Origin of the sequence: Streptomyces sedi (genome assembly GCF_006335015.1) — a bacterium.
Lineage (GTDB): Bacteria > Actinomycetota > Actinomycetes > Streptomycetales > Streptomycetaceae > Streptomyces > Streptomyces sedi.
Genome location: NZ_VDGT01000025.1, coordinates 1 through 16153 on the forward strand (window position 1 = coordinate 1; position 16153 = coordinate 16153).

Annotated in this window: 21 protein-coding genes; 8 read left to right on the top strand and 13 right to left on the bottom strand. The window is 70.2% G+C overall.

What is annotated here, in order from left to right; all coding sequences use genetic code 11:
• Positions 1 to 135: 135 nt before the first annotated feature.
• From FH715_RS24880 to gap, 4 genes are all read right to left on the bottom strand, one after another.
• Positions 136 to 1395, bottom strand: a complete 1260-nt coding sequence (locus tag FH715_RS24880) for an outer membrane protein assembly factor BamB family protein (protein WP_281290777.1) — start codon at positions 1393 to 1395, stop codon at positions 136 to 138.
• 274 nt (positions 1396 to 1669) lie between these two features.
• Positions 1670 to 2929: an outer membrane protein assembly factor BamB family protein gene (locus FH715_RS24885; RefSeq protein WP_281290778.1), complete on the bottom strand. Its 1260-nt coding sequence runs from the start codon at positions 2927 to 2929 to the stop codon at positions 1670 to 1672.
• A gap of 280 nt (positions 2930 to 3209) precedes the next feature.
• Complete coding sequence (locus FH715_RS24890; protein ID WP_246108962.1) at positions 3210 to 3656, bottom strand: DUF5980 family protein; 447 nt, start codon at positions 3654 to 3656, stop codon at positions 3210 to 3212.
• Between the two features lie 277 nt (positions 3657 to 3933).
• Positions 3934 to 4938 (bottom strand): type I glyceraldehyde-3-phosphate dehydrogenase, encoded by a 1005-nt coding sequence (gene gap, locus FH715_RS24895; protein ID WP_139649153.1) that lies wholly within the window; start codon positions 4936 to 4938, stop codon positions 3934 to 3936.
• 151 nt (positions 4939 to 5089) lie between these two features.
• On the opposite strand from gap, the gene FH715_RS24900 reads away from it, so the two are divergent.
• Positions 5090 to 5575 (top strand): MarR family winged helix-turn-helix transcriptional regulator, encoded by a 486-nt coding sequence (locus FH715_RS24900; RefSeq protein ID WP_139649156.1) that lies wholly within the window; start codon positions 5090 to 5092, stop codon positions 5573 to 5575.
• Between the two features lie 16 nt (positions 5576 to 5591).
• Here the strand turns inward: FH715_RS24900 and FH715_RS24905 are convergent, their stop codons facing one another.
• The 4 genes from FH715_RS24905 to FH715_RS24920 all read right to left on the bottom strand — a co-directional run bounded on the left by FH715_RS24905 (position 5592) and on the right by FH715_RS24920 (position 7476).
• Positions 5592 to 6050 carry a hypothetical protein gene (locus FH715_RS24905; protein WP_139649158.1) on the bottom strand — a complete coding sequence of 153 codons (459 nt, stop codon included), beginning with the start codon at positions 6048 to 6050 and terminating at the stop codon, positions 5592 to 5594.
• 156 nt (positions 6051 to 6206) lie between these two features.
• A complete protein-coding gene (locus FH715_RS24910; protein WP_139649160.1) occupies positions 6207 to 6593 on the bottom strand; it encodes a DUF7848 domain-containing protein in 387 nt (128 codons plus the stop codon).
• Positions 6590 to 7018 (bottom strand): hypothetical protein, encoded by a 429-nt coding sequence (locus FH715_RS24915; protein WP_139649162.1) that lies wholly within the window; start codon positions 7016 to 7018, stop codon positions 6590 to 6592. Before FH715_RS24915 ends, FH715_RS24910 begins: the two co-directional genes overlap by 4 nt.
• Positions 7015 to 7476: an ATP-binding protein gene (locus FH715_RS24920; RefSeq protein WP_211367764.1), complete on the bottom strand. Its 462-nt coding sequence runs from the start codon at positions 7474 to 7476 to the stop codon at positions 7015 to 7017. The genes FH715_RS24915 and FH715_RS24920 overlap by 4 nt, the downstream gene beginning before the upstream one ends.
• Positions 7477 to 7703: 227 nt before the next feature.
• Here FH715_RS24920 and FH715_RS24925 point away from each other — a divergent pair, with 227 nt between their 5' ends.
• The 4 genes from FH715_RS24925 to FH715_RS24940 all read left to right on the top strand — a co-directional run bounded on the left by FH715_RS24925 (position 7704) and on the right by FH715_RS24940 (position 9819).
• On the top strand, positions 7704 to 8576 hold the full coding sequence (locus FH715_RS24925) for a helix-turn-helix domain-containing protein (RefSeq protein ID WP_139649164.1): 873 nt from the start codon (positions 7704 to 7706) through the stop codon (positions 8574 to 8576).
• A gap of 1 nt (position 8577) precedes the next feature.
• Positions 8578 to 8814 carry a DUF397 domain-containing protein gene (locus FH715_RS24930; protein ID WP_139649166.1) on the top strand — a complete coding sequence of 79 codons (237 nt, stop codon included), beginning with the start codon at positions 8578 to 8580 and terminating at the stop codon, positions 8812 to 8814.
• A gap of 75 nt (positions 8815 to 8889) precedes the next feature.
• Positions 8890 to 9105: a DUF397 domain-containing protein gene (locus FH715_RS24935; protein WP_342782191.1), complete on the top strand. Its 216-nt coding sequence runs from the start codon at positions 8890 to 8892 to the stop codon at positions 9103 to 9105.
• Positions 9106 to 9213: 108 nt separating this feature from the next.
• On the top strand, positions 9214 to 9819 hold the full coding sequence (locus FH715_RS24940) for a GNAT family N-acetyltransferase (RefSeq protein WP_139649168.1): 606 nt from the start codon (positions 9214 to 9216) through the stop codon (positions 9817 to 9819).
• A 60-nt stretch (positions 9820 to 9879) separates the two neighbouring features.
• Here FH715_RS24940 and FH715_RS24945 read toward each other — a convergent pair whose 3' ends face one another.
• From FH715_RS24945 to FH715_RS24960, 4 genes are all read right to left on the bottom strand, one after another.
• Complete coding sequence (locus FH715_RS24945) at positions 9880 to 11136, bottom strand: PQQ-binding-like beta-propeller repeat protein (RefSeq protein ID WP_139649170.1); 1257 nt, start codon at positions 11134 to 11136, stop codon at positions 9880 to 9882.
• Positions 11137 to 11152: 16 nt separating this feature from the next.
• Complete coding sequence (locus FH715_RS24950) at positions 11153 to 12058, bottom strand: DUF1963 domain-containing protein (RefSeq protein ID WP_139649172.1); 906 nt, start codon at positions 12056 to 12058, stop codon at positions 11153 to 11155.
• Positions 12059 to 12112: 54 nt separating this feature from the next.
• Positions 12113 to 12598: a hypothetical protein gene (locus FH715_RS24955; RefSeq protein ID WP_246108963.1), complete on the bottom strand. Its 486-nt coding sequence runs from the start codon at positions 12596 to 12598 to the stop codon at positions 12113 to 12115.
• A gap of 86 nt (positions 12599 to 12684) precedes the next feature.
• On the bottom strand, positions 12685 to 13581 hold the full coding sequence (locus FH715_RS24960; RefSeq protein ID WP_281290779.1) for an alpha/beta fold hydrolase: 897 nt from the start codon (positions 13579 to 13581) through the stop codon (positions 12685 to 12687).
• A gap of 93 nt (positions 13582 to 13674) precedes the next feature.
• Between FH715_RS24960 and FH715_RS24965 the strand changes: the two genes are divergently transcribed.
• The 3 genes from FH715_RS24965 to FH715_RS24975 all read left to right on the top strand — a co-directional run bounded on the left by FH715_RS24965 (position 13675) and on the right by FH715_RS24975 (position 15603).
• Positions 13675 to 14175, top strand: a complete 501-nt coding sequence (locus FH715_RS24965) for a CGNR zinc finger domain-containing protein (RefSeq protein WP_139649174.1) — start codon at positions 13675 to 13677, stop codon at positions 14173 to 14175.
• The gene (locus FH715_RS24970; protein ID WP_246108964.1) at positions 14175 to 14657 is read left to right on the top strand and encodes a hypothetical protein; all 483 of its coding nucleotides are present in this window, start codon (positions 14175 to 14177) and stop codon (positions 14655 to 14657) included. The genes FH715_RS24965 and FH715_RS24970 overlap by 1 nt, the downstream gene beginning before the upstream one ends.
• Positions 14658 to 14883: 226 nt before the next feature.
• The gene (locus FH715_RS24975; RefSeq protein ID WP_139649176.1) at positions 14884 to 15603 is read left to right on the top strand and encodes a hypothetical protein; all 720 of its coding nucleotides are present in this window, start codon (positions 14884 to 14886) and stop codon (positions 15601 to 15603) included.
• A 110-nt stretch (positions 15604 to 15713) separates the two neighbouring features.
• On the opposite strand, the gene FH715_RS24980 is transcribed toward FH715_RS24975, so the two are convergent.
• Positions 15714 to 16088 carry a VOC family protein gene (locus FH715_RS24980; protein WP_139649178.1) on the bottom strand — a complete coding sequence of 125 codons (375 nt, stop codon included), beginning with the start codon at positions 16086 to 16088 and terminating at the stop codon, positions 15714 to 15716.
• Positions 16089 to 16153 lie beyond the last annotated feature (65 nt).

Here is a 16153-nt window from a genome sequence, read left to right on the forward strand (position 1 = left end):
AGCACCCGACCAGCAACAACCCGCCCGCCGCGACGGCGGCTATCCCCCGAAACGTTCGTTTCTTACTTACGCGCTTACGTACCCGCATATCTCCCCGCCGGTTTACGTCAATTGGCACGCCGGGAGCCGAACGGCTCAGTCGGAGAGCTGGTAGGCGACCAGCCTCTCGTGGCGCAACGACCTCTGGTAGAACGCCCCGTCGTGCACGACGGTCCCCCCGTCCCAGTCGGGGCTGTCCCCCACATAGCTCTCCTCCCGGGTGATCTCCCCGGTGCGCGGGTCCCACCAGGTGAGATGGCGCGCGAACCCCCCGTCCACGATGTCCGCCTGACTCCTGAGCGGGGCTCCCCGATGAAAGGTGGGTCCGGGCCGCGCCGGGCCGTCCTCGCTCAGAAGATGCGTGCGGCTCACAGGGTCCACCGCCTCGCCCCACAGGCTCTCCCCGCTCCGCAGATCGAAGGCGGAGATACCCTGCGCGTTTTGGAAGACCAGCGTCGAGTCGCTGACCACCGGGCCGAAGAGGCCCGTGGGGGCATAGGGGATCTGGTTGGTCGCCTCCCCCGTCCCGTCGAACAGGTACACCATGCCATCGTCGGCGACAGCCAGGTCGGGTCCGGGAAGAACCGTCCCGCTGTGGACCGGGTTGTGCGCGAGATCGGACGCCTCGACCCACAGCCGCTCACCGCTGCCGGTGTCGAAGGCCGCGATCTCCGGCTCCCCCTCCGAACAGTCACCGAAGGCCAGGGTGTGCACGTCGGCGTGCCGCCAGTAGACCTCGTAGCACTCGGGGCCCCAAGGGGTTTCCAGGGCCGGCAGCTGTTCCCCGCTCCCGACGTCGACCCTGACGGTCCGGCTGGTGAAGGCGACCGAGACCACGCCCTCGCCCATGATCACCAACTCGTGCCTGCCGCCGGGGTCGAGGCCCTCGCCGGAGTAGCTCCCCTCCAGTTCGCTCTCCCACAGCATCTCGCCGCTGTACGCGTCCACGGCGGCCAGCGTCAGACACTCCGATCCGCTCCGGTACATCACAGCGCCGACGCCGTCGTCGTTCACCTCGAACGAGCGCTCGCAGAACTCGCCCCCCGGCGCCTGGAGCGACCACTCCTCGGCCCCCGTCTCGGGGTCGATACCGACGAGCTCCTCGTCGGACACGAAGACGAGTGGCCCGTCGTCGGGCGACCAGGCAGACAGCCCCGAAACGGTGACGTCGCCGTCCATCTCGGTCTCCCACAGCCGCGCCATCGTCGTCTCCGACGACGCGGATGCCGACTCCTCCCCCTCCGGGCGGGCGCCGTCCCCCTCTTCCCCACCGCCCGACGAACACCCGACCAGCAACAACCCGCCCGCCGCGACGGCGGCTATCCCCCGAAACGCTCGTCCCCCGCGATACCGCACACGTTCCCCCTGTGAGTTTTACGTTAAACGCCACCCCGGAGTATACGCATGGTGCATAGCCCGCGAGGGCAGCGCCCCCGGGCCGGGGCGCCCGCACGCGGCGCGACGAGCGGAAGCGGCAGCGCGCCGGGAGTTCGGCGAACGTCGCGCCTCCGTTGAGCGGGCATCAGGCTGGGGCCGACCGACCGCCCCGGAGAACGCACGGGCGTCCACCGCACCGCGCGTGGAGTTCCGGGAGCGGAACGGCGCGGTGGGACGCCCGGAGCCGAACGGCTCAGTCGGAGAACTGGTACGCGGTCAACAGCCCCTCGTGCAGGGGCCCCTGGTAGAACACCCCCTCGTGCACGACGGACGCTCCGCCCCAGGCGGAGCTGTCCCACGTCTGGATCTCCTCCCGAGTGCTCTCCCCGGTGCGCGGGTCCCACCAGGTGAACTGGACCGTGACCTCCCCGCTTCCCAGGCCAATGACGTCAGCCCCGAACGGGGCTCCCCGCTGGATGGTGATGCCGATCGACGCCGGGCCGTCCTCGCCCAGAACCCTTTTCCTGCTCTGGGTGTCCGCCACCTCCTCCCACAAGAGTTCCCCGCTCCGCAGGTCGTAGGCGCTGACGCCCCGGGCGTCCCGGAAGATCAGAGTCGAGTCATAGACCACGGGCGCGTAGGTGCCCGAGGTCAAGGGGATCCAGCCGGTCTGCTCCCCCGTCTCGTCGAACAGATACACCGCGCGGTCGGCGGAGACAGCCACGTCGGGTCCGGGGAGAAGCTGCCGGATGCCGTGCGGGTCGCCCGCGAACGCGGACTCCCTGACCCACAACCGCTCACCGCTCTCGGTGTCGAAGGCCGCGATCTCCGGCCCTCCTTCCGAACAGTCGCCGAAGGCCAGGGTGTTCGTGTCGGCGTGCCGCCAGGAGATCTCGGGGCACTCGGGGCCCCAGGGTGCCCTCAGGGGCGCCAGGTGTTCCCCTCTGCCGGCGTCGACCCGGACGACCCGGTAGCCGAAGGCGACCGAGATCGTGTCCCCACCCACGACCACCGACTCCTGCTCGCCGCCGGGGTTGACTCTATCGCCGGGGTGGTCCTTCTCCAGTTCGGTCTCCCACAGCATCTCGCCGCTGTACGCGTCCACGGCGGCCAGGGTCAGGCACTCCGATCCGCTCCCGTACATCACGGCGCCGACGCCGTCGTCGTTCGCCTCGAACGAGCGCTCGCAGAACTCACCCCTCGGAGCCTGGAGCGACCATTCCTCGGCCCCCGTCTCGGGGTCGATACCGACGAGTTCCTCGTCGGACACGACGACGAGCGGCCCGCCGTCGGGCTTCCAGACCCACAGCTCCACAGTGCCGAGGTCGCCGTCCATCTCCGTCTCCCACAGCCGCGTCATCGTCGCCTCCGACGACGCCGACGCCGACTCCTCCCCCTCCGGGGCGGCGCCCTCCGCGCCCTTCCCACCACCTGACGAACACCCGGCGAGCAACAACCCGCCCGCCGCGACGCCGGCTATCCCCCGAAACGTTCGTCCCCCGCGATACCGCACACGTTCCCCCTGTCAGTTTTACGTTAAACGACGGCGGGAAGTCTAGCCGCGGGAGGGCGAACACGGAAAACCGGGGGCCGAGCCGATGACCCGCGGGGCAGGTCGGGCGGTGGAGGGCGTCGGGGCAACTCGCCGCGCGCGTGGGGCACGTTGACACTCCGGCCGCTCGGCGTCGGACGGGCGACGCCGAACGGTCACGCGCCGGGGCGCGCGCCGGGTGGCCATGCGCCGGTGGCACGTTGAGGGCCGCGCGCCGGGGCGCGCGCGGCCGGGGCGGCGCTCAGCCCCGCACGTCCGCCAGGCAGTCCTCGCGGGAGGCGATCAGCAGGGGAACGGTCTGGACCTCCGTGCCGTCATCCGCCCAGAGCGTGGCGGGGTAGTCGCCGACGGGGATGGGCGCGATCGACAGGTGGAGGAACCCCGTGGCCCCGTTGATGTGTTCGATCCACTCGTTGGGATGGACCGCGCCGCCGTTGCTGTAGGAGCCCTCGGGCAGGTCCGAGATGCCGGTGGTGATCACGGTCGACCACGTCCCGCGCAACGAGGCGGTGACGTAGGTGTTGGGCCAACCCCGGTCCGGATGAACGCAGACGCGCGCGGGGCTGTCGGGATAGTGCACCAACGTCCAGGTCGACGCCGACGCGGGCGTCGCCCCGGCCAGCGAGAGTGTGCAGGTGGCGAGCAGCCCGGTGAGCAGCCCGACCACACGGCGGGATAACGTCATCATGCCTCCTTGAGAGGAACGCGCGAGGATCTGCCATGGACCTTCCGGCCGGCTCCTCCGCCCGGGAGGTCATGGCGAGTGTCGCGCGCGGCGGCACGCCGCACAAGGGCTGGTTGAACGTTGACCGTTCGGACTTTCCCCGGCTGCGGGCGGAGGCGCCGGCCACCGGTGGCGTCGCGTCAACTACCCGTATACAACGCTCAGTTGGCCGGCCGGCCGCCCTCTCCCGCCACCGCCGGGTCGACGCGCGCGGGGGCGCGGGCGCCGACCCGGCGGCAGATCACAGGGACGCCCCCACGAGCAGCGCCAGGTCGACGAGGCGGTTCGAGTAGCCCCACTCGTTGTCGTACCAGCCGACGACCTTGACCTGGGGGCCGGAGACCCGGGTGAGCGCGGCGTCGAAGACGCAGGAGGCCGGGTCGCCCGCGATGTCGGTGCTGACCAGCGGCGCGTCCACGGAGGACAGCAGCCCCTTGTAGGGCCCCGAGGCCGCCTCCGCGTACGCCTCCCGCACCTCCTCCACGGTGGTGGCGCGGCGGGTGACCACCGTGAGGTCGGTGACCGAGCCGGTGGGCACGGGCACCCGCAGCGCGAACGCGTCCAGCCTGCCGGCGAGTTCGGGCAGCACGAGGCCGATGGCCTTGGCGGCGCCGCTGGAGGTGGGCACGATGTTCAACGCGGCGGCCCTGGCCCGGCGCAGGTCCTTGTGCGGGGCGTCCTGGAGGTTCTGGTCCTGGGTGTAGGCGTGGACCGTGGTCATCATGCCGGTGTCGATGCCGACGGCGTCGTGCAGCACCTTGGCCAGCACGCCGAGGCAGTTGGTGGTGCAGGAGGCGTTGGAGATGATGGTGTGGCGAGCCGGGTCGTAGTCGCCGTCGTTGACGCCCAGCACCACCGTGACGTCCTCGCCGCTGGCCGGGGCCGCGATGATGACCTTCTTCGCTCCGCCCTCGACGTGTGAGCGGGCCTTCGCGGCGTCGGTGAAGACCCCGGTGGACTCGATCACGATGTCCACTCCGAGATCGCCCCAGGGCAGCGCGCCGGGGTCGCGCTCGGCGAGCACCCTGACCGTCCGCTCCCCCACGCGGATCGCGCCGGACTCGGCGGCGACCTCCTCGGGGAAACGCCCCAACGTCGAGTCGTAGGCGAGCAGATGGGCCATCGTGGGCACGTCGCCGAGGTCGTTGACGGCGACGACCTCCAGCTCCGAGCCGCGCGCGGTGGCCGCACGGAAGACGTTGCGGCCGATGCGTCCGAAGCCGTTGATGCCGATGCGCACGGTCATGGGGGTGCTCCTCAGTAGCGCTCTGGGGGTTCGTTGACGCGCCGTTGCGCCGAGGTGGGTCGCGAGCGGTGGGTCGCGTGGATCGCGCCGGTTCGGGGGTTCCGGCGCGATACATAAGGAGCTTATATATATCCGCGATATATTTCCAGGCGTGACTCCCTCCCAGCGCGCCGACGGCACCACCGGCCTCGACGTCGTCGACCTGACCACGGCGATCGAGAACTTCAACCGCTACTACATCCGGCTTCCGTCGGTGCAGCAGCTGTCGTTTACCACCCTGTCCGTGCTGGACGCGCTGGTCTCCGGCGGCCCGAAGCGGCTGACCGAACTGGTCAGGACGGAACAGATCAGCCAGCCGGGACTCACCCAACTGGTCACCCGGCTGGAACGCGACGGCCTCGTGGAACGCCGCCCCGACCCGGCGGACGGCCGGGCCGTCCTCGTCCACCTCACCGAGGCCGGGCGGGCGGTCCGCCAGGCGCGGCAGGACGACCGCGAACGCCATCTGGCCCCGCTGATCGCCCGGCTGACCCCGGCGGAACGCGAGGCCATCGCCTCCGCCCTCCCCGCCCTGACCCGCCTCGCGGAACTCGGCGCCGAAGCCGAGGCGGAGGCCAGGTCCAGGACCGAACGGTAGGCGCGGCTTCGGTGGTTCAGGCGTAGGCGGCGGTGGGGCGGTCGGCGTTGATCAGGAGGGGGAGGCGGCGGCGTTGGCCGGCGGCGATGATGGCGTACTGGTAGAGCGCCGGTGGTTCGTGCAGCTCCCGCATCGGCACCCAACTCGTCCCTTCCTTGGGTTCGTTGGCCGGGAGGTCGGGGAGGACTCCGCCGTCCAGCACCCAGGTCAGGCCGGTCAGCTGACCAGTGGCGTCGGTGGTCGGGGTGAACGCCAGCACATCGGAGAGGGAACGGTCACAGCCGGTCGCGTGCGTGAACAGCGCCCGCGCGGTGGTAATCACGCAACGCCCCTCCGGCACGTCCCCGTGCGGCAACACCCACCCCTCCTCCCCGTCCTCCCGCCTGCCCCGCACCATCAACACGTGGTTGGTACCGGTGGTCGCCAGGATGTGGAACGAGAGAGTGAGCGGGGAGTGGGCAATAGTGGTCAACATGTCGACTTCCTAGGAATCGAGGACTCGCACGGACAGTGGTCACTGGTCGGTGGTCGGTGGTCGGTGGTCGGTGGTCGGTGGTCGGTGGTCAGCTGACCGGTCAACCGGCGAGCTGGTGAACTGGTGGAGGAACTGGTCGCTCCACTGGTCAGTTGGTCAGTTGAGGGCCGCCGGGAGGAACCCGGACAGGGCGGTGAGCAGGCACATCAGCCCGACGAACACCGGACCGAACACCCCGCCGGTGTCCGGCGGGGACGACGCCGGGTCCTCGTCCGGCCGGGGCACCACCCGCCAGTGGGACTCGGTGCGCGCGAGGAACAACGTGTGCTCCGGATGCTCCTGCACGTGCTGGATCGACCACACGGCAACGGGCAACGCATCGTCGTCGAACAACGGCGAGTTCGCCCCACACGCCATGCACTCCGCACCGTGAATCCCCTCCGGGACACCCGGGCCACGCTCCTTCGTCAACACCCAGTCCGCCGCCTTGACCAGCGAGGTCCGAACCGGCTCACCGCGCTCGACACCGTCGACGTCGTTCATGGCGCGTTCCTCTCCCTCGGGGGCGGGTTCGTTGGCGGCGACGCGAGGCGCGTGCCGAAGGTGGTGCGGGCCCGCCGCTCGCGGCGACGACGGACACGCCCCCGGGGCGGCGCCGGCGCGGGTTCACTCGCCGGGTGCGGCTGGTAAAGCGGCACCGGCCGCCCCTCGGCGTCCTGCGGCGCGGCCCATTCGGCCTCGGTGAAGTCCCAGGCCATCGCGTGCAGTCGGTGTAGGCACCCGGCGCAGGCATACAGCGGCGCGTCGACCCCACCGGTGGTCAGGCACCCGATCCAGACGACCGCCCCGACTCGGTGGCCGCAGAAGAACCAACACGGGCCGAACGCCCGGAACTCCTCCCCCGTCACCCACCCCGGCGCCGGTATCTGGAACTCCCACTCCACGCCCCTGGCGTCCGCCGCGTTCACTCGGCGCCCGCCCCGGGAAACGCTCCCCAGCACGAGAACCAGACGACTTTCCCGAGCCGGTACGAGGCGCCGTTGCTGAACGGCATCGGCATGTACCCGAACCCGTCGGCCATCTCCCGCAGCAGCCACAGCCCCCGACCACTCTCCGAACACCAGTCGGGCGTGCGGAGAACGGGCAGCTGTTTGGACTCGTCGAAGACCTGCACCATCACGTCCGCACCCACCCGCACCGTGCGCAGGCAACACCGGCGGTTCACGGTGTGCTTGGCAACGTTGGCGAGGAGTTCGGAGACCCCGAGCCGCGCCAGTTCGACGGCCTCCCGCGTGGCCCGCCAGTCGCTCAGGGCGGCCCCCACGGTGTGCCGCCACCGCTCGATCTCCTCGGCCCTGACCGTTAACGACCAGCTGTGGTCATGGGAGCCGAACGCGGAGTCGACGGAACGGACGGGAACGAGCATCAGACACCTCCAAGGCACGCCAGCGGAAGCCCACTTCGAGGAGTTACCTCTCGGCCGCACAGCGTCGTATCCTCATGATGCGCAGCTTCAAGACACCCCGTCAACGCACTGCATGGCAAATTGCCAAATCTCTGTCTAGCATCCTTCTTTAGGGTGAGAACGGCAGTCGCCGGCCTCATCCCCTACGTAGGCTGCTTGCGCCTCAACTCATGGGAGGGAGCTCGGACATGACCGTGTTGTCCAACGTCAGTCCTCTGACAGCTCGCCGGCGTCTGGGCGCCGCACTCAGGAAGCTCCGTGACGATCACGGACTGACGGCTGATGAGGTGGGAGCCCACATCGGCTGCCACAACTCAAAGGTCAGCCGGTTTGAGTCAGGCAAGCGAACGTGCTCGCCGAAGGATCTCAAGGGACTCATCGAGCTGTACGGGGTGGAGGACGGGAAAGCGGAGGAGCTTGAGGGCCTGCTGAGGCGCGCCAGGCAACGCGTGCCACCGTGGTGGCACGTCTACAACGATGCCATCAGCGTGAACTACAGCGAGTTCATCGCCTACGAGGCCGAAGCGGCTCGCTGCCTGGAGTACCAAAACGTCTTCATCCCCGGCCTTCTCCAGACGCAGGGTTATGCGCACGCGGTCACAGCCGGTGGCTACGCCGCACTCGGTCCCGACCAGGTGGACGACCTCGTCGAGGTAAGGATGCGCAGGCAGCAGCGGCTCGTCGGGGAGGACGCGCTGATCCTCGAAGCGGTGATGAACGAAGCCGCGTTGCGACTGCGGGTCGGCGGTGCCGAGACGATGCGACAGCAACTCTGCAGACTTCGGGAAGTGGCGGAGCTTCCTAACGTCCAGCTTCGTGTGATTCCGTTCGAGGCTGGCGAGAGAGGCGCCAGCCTGGGCGCGTTCACTCTCTTCTCCTCCGAGCAGGACGATGTAGCGGACGTCGCATTCACGGAATCGGCTGAGGCCACCACGAGTTTCCGGGACGATGTGCTGGTGACGAGGCGGCTCAACCGGCTGTTCCGCAACATGACGGCCGCGTCGCTACCGTCAGGCGAAAGCCTCCAGTTGATCCAACGTATCGAAAGCGAGATGGACTGAGATGACCGTGGCAGCAGACGATTCTCCGGTGGCCATCCACACTGGTGACTGGCGCACGAGTAGCTACACGGCGAGCAACAGTAACTGCGTCGAGGTGGCCCGAAATCTCGGCGGCCCGGTGGTCGGGGTGCGTGACACCAAGGACCGTTCCGCACACACCACCATCTCCCCCGGCGCCTGGACCGCCTTCCTCGGCGCGGCTAAGGCCGGGACGTTCGACGAACCTTTCCACGTCTGACCGGCGGGCCGAGGACGGCGCTCGGTTCAGCGAGCGCCGCCCTGCCCCGCACCCGGCCCGAGATCGGAAGGAACCGTGAGGGACCCCATGATCCGGCACGACCTCCCCGCGAATCGCTGGCGCAGCTCGTCGTACAGCGCCGACAACGGGGGCCAGTGCGTCGAGATCCAGACGGTCGACGCGGGGGACATCGCGGTGGGCGACAGCAAGGACCGCACGCGCGGCGCCTTCGTCTTCACCCCCGCCTCCTGGTCCTCCTTCCTCCACCACCTCAAGACCGACGCCGGCTGAACCCCACCCCCGGCCCCTCGGAACCCCACACGACGCGGCCCCTGCCCCACCCGGGCGGGGCCGCGTCCCCGTGCTCGCGGCGAAACGGCCGCACGTAGGGTGACGCCCATGGGAAGGACCGCGAAGAACGAGACCATGCTCGGCGTAGTGGGGAACGTCGTCTACCGGCTGGCGCAGCCCGAGGACGACGAGGCTCTCTCAGAACTGGACGGGTCGTTCACGACGGACGCCGTGTTCGAAGTGACCGTGACCGACGAGGGCTTCAGGATTCGGGAGACGCCGATCGATCCGCCCCTCCACAAGGTCTTCCCCGAGGACGACGAGGAGGGCGCTGACGAGGAGGGCGCTGACGACGAGAGCGAGGACGGCGAGCCGCGCCGGACGGTGGTCGCGTTCGCCGGCGACGAGTTGTGCGGGTTCGTGGAGACGTCCTTCAGCCCGTGGAACCGTCGACTGACCATTCAGGACATCGAGGTGGCTCCGGAGTGGCGCGGCAAGGGGGTGGGGCGGACCCTGATGGGTCACGCCCTCGACTTCGCGAGGGAGCGCGGAGCCGGCCACGCGTGGCTTGAGGTGACCCACATCAACGCCCCCGCCATCCGCGCCTATCGGAAGATGGGCTTCGCCTTCTGCGGACTGGACACCTCGCTCTACGCGGGCACCGAGTCGGCAAATGAACAGGCGCTGTTCATGGTCAGGTGGTTGAACAACTGAGCCCCGCTCCCCCGGAACCCCACCTCACGCAGCTTCATCCACACCTGGATGGGCCCGCGTTCATCTGCCGCGACGTTCAACGGTCTCGTCACGCCCGGCCGGGACCTGGAAGGCCACCACCCCGAGGTCGGTGCGGACGTAGAGCGTTTCCTCTCCCTTCACCACAGCCGCTCCGGCCTGGTCGTAGCTGTCGGTCGGCTCCCGTTCAAACAACGCGTGCGGGTGCGAGATGCGCGCTCCCGCCTCGAAGTTCCACAGAACCCTTCCGGTGGCTGATGCCAGCGCGCTGATCTCACCCTGCTCCGAGGCAACATACACAGTCCCACCGTCCGCCACGGGCGCCGCGGCGATCGCGCCTCCGAACCGCCGCGACCAACGTACCGTTCCGGACGCCGCATCGACCGCGTACAGTGCTCCGCTTTCCTCCGGCTCCTCCGTCCGAGACGGCGGCTCATACAGCGCCGCACCGACGTAGAGAGTGCCGTCCGACACCACGATGGCGCCGGATGCGTACAGCTCGTGTGCGGAGTGGAGACGATGGCACCGACGTTCCACCCCCGTCCGCGGATCCAGACCGACGATCTCCAGGTCGTTCCAGGGGGCGGGATCGTCGTTCTCCCGCCGATGCCCCTCATCGTGGCCGCGGTCGCGCGGCAACCACACCAGCCCCTCCCCCACGACGGCCGGGACCGAGGAGAAAATCAACCAGTCCTCCGCGCCCTCGGACAGCGGGCAACGCTCAACCGCGTCACGCCGGCGGAAAACCTCGTCCCCGGTCGACGGGTCGAAGGCGAGCAGCCCACCGTGTGTGCGCTGTTCCTCGAATCCAAGGACGGCATAGGCCAACTCGTGCTCGTGGACCGTCGGACTCGCGCGCAGCCACCCGGTCCACCCCCTCGACCAGCGCGGTGCGAGGTCCGGCAGCCCGAACGCCCTGACTCCGCCACTTACGTGATGGACAAGGAGAAGGTTCCCGACAACGGTCGGGCAACCATGGTGGGCGAGTTCACCGACGAACTCGCCCGAGCGCAGGTCAAGTATGTGCAATCCTCCGACCGCCTCGACGAAGAGCCATTCGTTCCAGACCGCTGGCGTGACGGAGAACGGCACCCCGTGCTCTCGCCAGTCCTCCACTGGGTCGGCCCTTCGCCAACGTTCCTCTCCCGTGAGGGCGTGAAACGCGTACACGCTGCCGCCGGCATCCGCCACGATCAAGGTCTTGCCACACAGCCGCGGCGAGGCGATCACCGGCGCCGCCGTGTGGGCCGTCCACTTCGCCATCCCTCGCGCCGTCTGCCCGTGCTTTTCCCGCTCCATGTCTCTCCCAGAGCCGTCAGTGGCTCTGCCACGTGAAGCGCGCGTGGTCGAAGCGATGGGCGGCGAGGTCGTCGTCGGTCATAAGCCAGTAGAGGATGCCCGCGTCGCCCCACTCCATTTCGGCGTCCTCGTCGCTGTCGAGCTGGAGGAGGAGCCGCCACCGCGCCGCCTCGGCCTGTATGTCTCCGAGGTGAGGGTTGTCGGGGGTGAACTCCTCCAGGTCCCAGTGCGGCGGGAAGTCGGCGACCGTGTACTCGGGCCCCCAACCGCCGAGTTCCTGCGGGGCGCCGCCGACCTGGTGGCACGCGCGGGAGTGGACCAACTCCTCGACGGCGTCGCGGAACCCGACATACACCGGGTCCGTGGCCACCGTCTCGGCATCGAGACCGAGGGAGGCGTAGAACCGTTCGACCTCGGGCACGTGGAACTCGACCGCCGGCTCGACGCACAGCGGCACGTGCCGGTACGGCTCCAGCGATTCCGGCGTCGGCCGTGGCGCCGTCGGCGTGCCGGCGGGAACGTGCAGCACGCGGGCGCCGGGGGTCGTCGGCTCCGTAGGGTCCACCAGCTGCGCGTAGTTGGCAGCCCGGCCGTCGAAGTAGAAGAACAGCAGCGTGCCGCTCGTCGGCAGCGGCAGCCCGGAGACGGGCCCCTCCCCCGTGGCGGCCAGCGCCGCGCAGTCGAGCGAGGCGACGAACGACAGCGGGCCGTGGCCCTCCCACACCGGCCACTCGGCCGCTTCGGGCAGGGCGGGCTCGCCGCCGAGGGCGCCGCCCCGGGGACGGTCGGGGCCGTGGCCGTCCGGGCCGGTGGCGGCCGAGAGCATTCGGCCCTGTGGCTTCAGTCGGGAACAGAACGCGTCCGCGACCCGGGAGGGCAGTCGTTCGTGCGCCAGCGCGCCCAGATGGTTGAGGCTGATCATGCCGCGATGGTGCCACCCGCCACTGACAGTGGGCTCGTTCGCGGGTCCCGCCCGTCAGCGGTCCGAGCGGAGGCCCAGCCGGCTGTGCTGTATGACCCCGGCGGGCGCATTCGCGGAGCCGGGGGCTTGCCGGGTCAACGCGACCAGCCGCGCGCGGAGTTCGACGGCGGGCTCGCCCAGCACGATCGCGCTGATGACCAGTTCGAGCATCAGGCGGTCATACTCGTCGTCGGTGCCGCGATAGCGCTCGGGGTCCCGTTCCACCTCCGCGCTGGCTATGCGTCGACCGCCGCCCTCGACCGGCTCGAAGGTCGCCGCCACCACCTCGATGCCGGTCCAGCTGCGGTGCAGGTGGACGACGTCGCCCTCCGTGAGGACGTTCCACTTCTCGTCCATGTCGCGCGCCGCGTAGCCCCGTTGAATCCGTTCCCAGTCCTGGTCGGACCAGACCCGCTCGGGCGGTGACAGCGGTCGGGGGGCGGACATCGGCTTGAGGGAGCCGTGGAACCTGGCCCGGGTCACGCGTTCTTCGGCGGTCATGAGGCGATCCTAGGGAGCGCGGGGCGGCGCGGTCGCCCCCGCCGGCCGTCGCGTAAGGCGCGCGACCGGGCGCGGAACGGGGGCGCTCACGCGGGCGGGCCCGCCGCCTCGCGCAGGCGCGGGCGGAAGTCCCTGATCGCGGCGGCGACCTCGTCCAGGTGGCTCTCCAGCAGGAAGTGGCCGCCGTCGAGCAGCACGATCTCCGCGTCCGGGACGTCGAAGCGGAACGCCTCGGCACCGGCCGGGCCGAAGATCTCGTCGTTCCGGCCCCAGATCGCGAGGACCGGGACGCGGTAGGCGCGCAGCCAGGCGTGCACGGCAGGGTAGAGCGCGCGGTTGGTGTGATAGTCGGCGAACAGCGCGAGTTGGGCGCGGTCGACGCCGGGGCGGGCGAGCAGGGCGAGGTCGTGTTCCCAGGTGTCGGGGGCGATCAGGGTGGGGTCGGGGACGCCGTGGGTGTACTGCCACTCGACGGCCTCCCTGCTCAGGGCGGTGCGGACGCGCGCCTCGTTCTCGGGGGTGGGGCCGTCGCCGTAGGCCCAGACCGGTTCCCAGAACTCGGGTACGAAGCCGTCCTCGTAGGCGTTGCCGTTCTGCGAGACCACGGCGAGCACCGACTCCGGGGCGGCCAGCGCGAGCCGCCAGCCGACGGGGGCCCCGTAGTCCTGCACGTAGAGCGCGTAACGGCGCACGTCGAGGGCGTCCAGGAAGCGGCGGGTGACGTCGGCGAGAGCGTCGAAGGTGTAGGGGAACGCGCTGGCGTCGGGCGCGGAGGAGCGGCCGAAGCCGATGTGGTCGGGGGCGATCACCCGGTAGGGGCCGGCCAGCGCCGGGATGAGGTGGCGGAACATGTGCGAGCTGGTCGGATACCCGTGCAGCAGCAGGAGCACGGGGGCGTCCGCCGGGCCCGCCTCGCGGTAGAAGACGTTCAGTCCGTCGACATCCACGGTGCGGTGGTGCACCGGGTGGTGTACAGCGACCACGGTAACCCCTTATTTCGATTTAACCGGTTAGGTTATGCTGATCATGCACAAGGTCCGCGTGGGCTGTCAAGAAGACGTCGCGAGGGGTAGGCCGTGGTCGAGGATGAGGAGCTGCTGCTCGCCGTGCTCAACAGCGCACCGGTGATCGACGGGCGCCCCACGGACGCGCTACGCGGTGAGGGCGCCACGGAGTGGGTGCGGACGACGCTGGGCGGGCGCGGCACGGAGGCGGAGTGCGAGCGGCTGCGCCTGGTGCGCGATGAACTGCACTCGCTCATCAGGGGAACCACTTCGGACACCGCCGCCTTGACCACCACGCTGCGACGGGCGCGGCTGCGACCCGAGGTGTCCTCGGCGGGCGTCGCTTGGGAGTTGGAGACCCCACCGGACGAACGCCTCCCCGTCTGCGTGGTGTTGGCCTGGTCGCGCGTCACGACCGAGCTGGCGGGGCGGCTGCGCGCCTGCGCCAACGAGGAGTGCAACCTGTACCTGGTCGACCACAGTCGTCCGGGCACCGCGCGCTGGTGCTCCATGGCGGCCTGCGGCAACCGCATGAAGGCCCGCGCGCACGCGCGCCGCCGGCGCACGGGGTAGTGGAAACCGGCAAGGAGCCTTCCGCCGCCGTCGAGCCCTTCACTCAGGGGGGCGCCGGGCGAAGGCTGCTGACCTGGATCGCCGAGGTCGCGGAAGAGCCGCTGGTGCTGGACGCGGCCGACCGGTCGGGCGAGCTGGCCGCCAACACCTGGCGGTTGGGCGCGTCGAATGAGGACCGGCGGGCGCTGACGGTCGGGGCGGTGGCCGCCGCGTTCGAGCGGACCGCCGACGGGATCGCGGCGCGGGTCGCCAGCGCGGGGTTCGCCGGGCCGGTGACGTTCTACGTGTGGCACGACGCGCAGGCCGGGCAGTTGCGGTGCTCGACGGGATCGGTGGCACCTGACCGACTGCCGTTCCGCGGCGCGCACGTGCCGGTCGGGGAGCTGGCGCCGGTGCTGGCGCCGTTCCTCGGCGAGGACCCCGAGCCCACCGCCGAGGCGGGGCCGTTGCCGGTATGGGTGCGCGCGGTGGGGCGCCGCTGAGGAACATCCCGGGCAACGCGGCCGGGCAACGCGGCCGGGGAACGCGCTGACCGTCCGGGGCGGGTCTCGCGCGGGGGCGCGTTGCCGCGCGGGCGAGTTCGTCACCGAGCGTAGAGGGGAACGGCAGAGATCTCCCCGAACGGACGATGGCACTCCGCTATACACCCCGTGTATAGTCACGATCGGTAGCGGGCAGCAAGTGCTCCGCGCCAGACCGACGTTCGTCGTGAGCAGAGAGCAGGACACCCACATGACCCACCGCGGAACGCGTGCGCGCAAGGCCCTGATGGCGGCTGCCGGAGCCGTGTTGATCGGGGTTCTGGCCCAGCCGGCCATCGCCTCCGCCTCGCCCGGCTCGACGGGCTCGCCCGACTCAGCGGGCTCCCCCAGCTCGTCTGACTCGTCCGGCTCGTCCCAGGAAGTGGCCGCCACCCCGGTCGAGACCGTGGAGGCGTACGCGCCGATCGAGGTCGGCCCGGACTACCTGATGGCGCTGCTCCCTGAGGACGCGCCGAACTACGTGTTCTCCGGCGTGGAGGACTTTGATCGGGCGTTGGAGTGGGCGAAGGGCAGCGGCGGCGTCCCGCTGAAGCCCTCCAAGATCAGCGGCGACTTCCGACTGGAACCTGACTTCGCCGTGCTCGGCGGCGGTTGGCGCATCGACGGGGCCCCATCCCGGATCGCCGCCGAGGTCAGGAGCGGGGACGAGGTGGAGACCGTCGAGGCGAAGCTGGTCCAGCTTGAAGGCGAGGAGGGCTGGGGCGGCTACTACTTCGAGGGCACCATCCCCGTCGGAGGCGACGTGGACTCCGTCACCGTCCGCGCCTACGACGCCGAAGGACAGGTCTTCGACGAGGTCCTCGTGGAAAACAACGAGGAGGGCGGTGTCGGCCAGGAGTCGCCCGGGACCGGGTCCGCGTTCGGCACGCATCGCATAGCCAACTGACGGGGGCCGTCCGGTGCCCCGGCGTCCCCCGGGCACCGGACGGCACGAACCGCAGGCCGACACGAACGGCCGGCCGACGAGGGGCCACCGTTCGTCAGAGCGAGCCGGTCTCAGGGCCAGACGGTGGCGTGCTCCGTGAAGTCCTCGCTCTGGGTCGGCACCACGCAGAAGACCAGCCCGGTCGGGTCCAGCAGGTGAACGCAGCCGTCGGCCTCCCCGGTTCTGGTCGCGCCCAGCGCCTCCAGCCGGGCCACCTCGGCCGGCACGTCGTCGGTCTCCAGGTCGAGATGGACGCGCGCCTGTCCCTCCTCCATGCGTTGGTGAGCCAGCATCTCCCCACCTTCGAGACGGCTCAGCAAGGTGTACGGCGTTCCCTCCGCCGGCTCGGGCGTCTTCCCCAACGCGGCGCTCCAGAAGGCGATTCCGGCGTCCGCTGTCTCCGGCGGCGAGTCGATCAGGAACACGTGCAGTCTGCTGCGATGCATGAGGGAAATGCTGTCACAGGGACCGGCCGGGGGCCTCGGGTACGCGGGCCGCGACGCAGAACGAA

What these genes read in the sequence shown, in the direction of transcription:
- FH715_RS24905 (WP_139649158.1), bottom strand. Translation starts at nt 6,050, where the DNA reads ATGTTGACCACTATTGCCCACTCCCCGCTCACTCTCTCGTTCCACATC.
- FH715_RS24950 (WP_139649172.1), bottom strand. Translation starts at nt 12,058, where the DNA reads ATGATCAGCCTCAACCATCTGGGCGCGCTGGCGCACGAACGACTGCCC.
- FH715_RS24920 (WP_211367764.1), bottom strand. Translation starts at nt 7,476, where the DNA reads ATGCTCGTTCCCGTCCGTTCCGTCGACTCCGCGTTCGGCTCCCATGAC.
- FH715_RS24955 (WP_246108963.1), bottom strand. Translation starts at nt 12,598, where the DNA reads ATGACCGCCGAAGAACGCGTGACCCGGGCCAGGTTCCACGGCTCCCTC.
- FH715_RS24930 (WP_139649166.1), top strand. Translation starts at nt 8,578, where the DNA reads ATGACCGTGGCAGCAGACGATTCTCCGGTGGCCATCCACACTGGTGAC.
- FH715_RS24945 (WP_139649170.1), bottom strand. Translation starts at nt 11,136, where the DNA reads ATGGAGCGGGAAAAGCACGGGCAGACGGCGCGAGGGATGGCGAAGTGG.
- FH715_RS24910 (WP_139649160.1), bottom strand. Translation starts at nt 6,593, where the DNA reads ATGAACGACGTCGACGGTGTCGAGCGCGGTGAGCCGGTTCGGACCTCG.
- FH715_RS24940 (WP_139649168.1), top strand. Translation starts at nt 9,214, where the DNA reads ATGGGAAGGACCGCGAAGAACGAGACCATGCTCGGCGTAGTGGGGAAC.
- FH715_RS24925 (WP_139649164.1), top strand. Translation starts at nt 7,704, where the DNA reads ATGACCGTGTTGTCCAACGTCAGTCCTCTGACAGCTCGCCGGCGTCTG.
- gap (WP_139649153.1), bottom strand. Translation starts at nt 4,938, where the DNA reads ATGACCGTGCGCATCGGCATCAACGGCTTCGGACGCATCGGCCGCAAC.
- FH715_RS24980 (WP_139649178.1), bottom strand. Translation starts at nt 16,088, where the DNA reads ATGCATCGCAGCAGACTGCACGTGTTCCTGATCGACTCGCCGCCGGAG.
- FH715_RS24890 (WP_246108962.1), bottom strand. Translation starts at nt 3,656, where the DNA reads ATGATGACGTTATCCCGCCGTGTGGTCGGGCTGCTCACCGGGCTGCTC.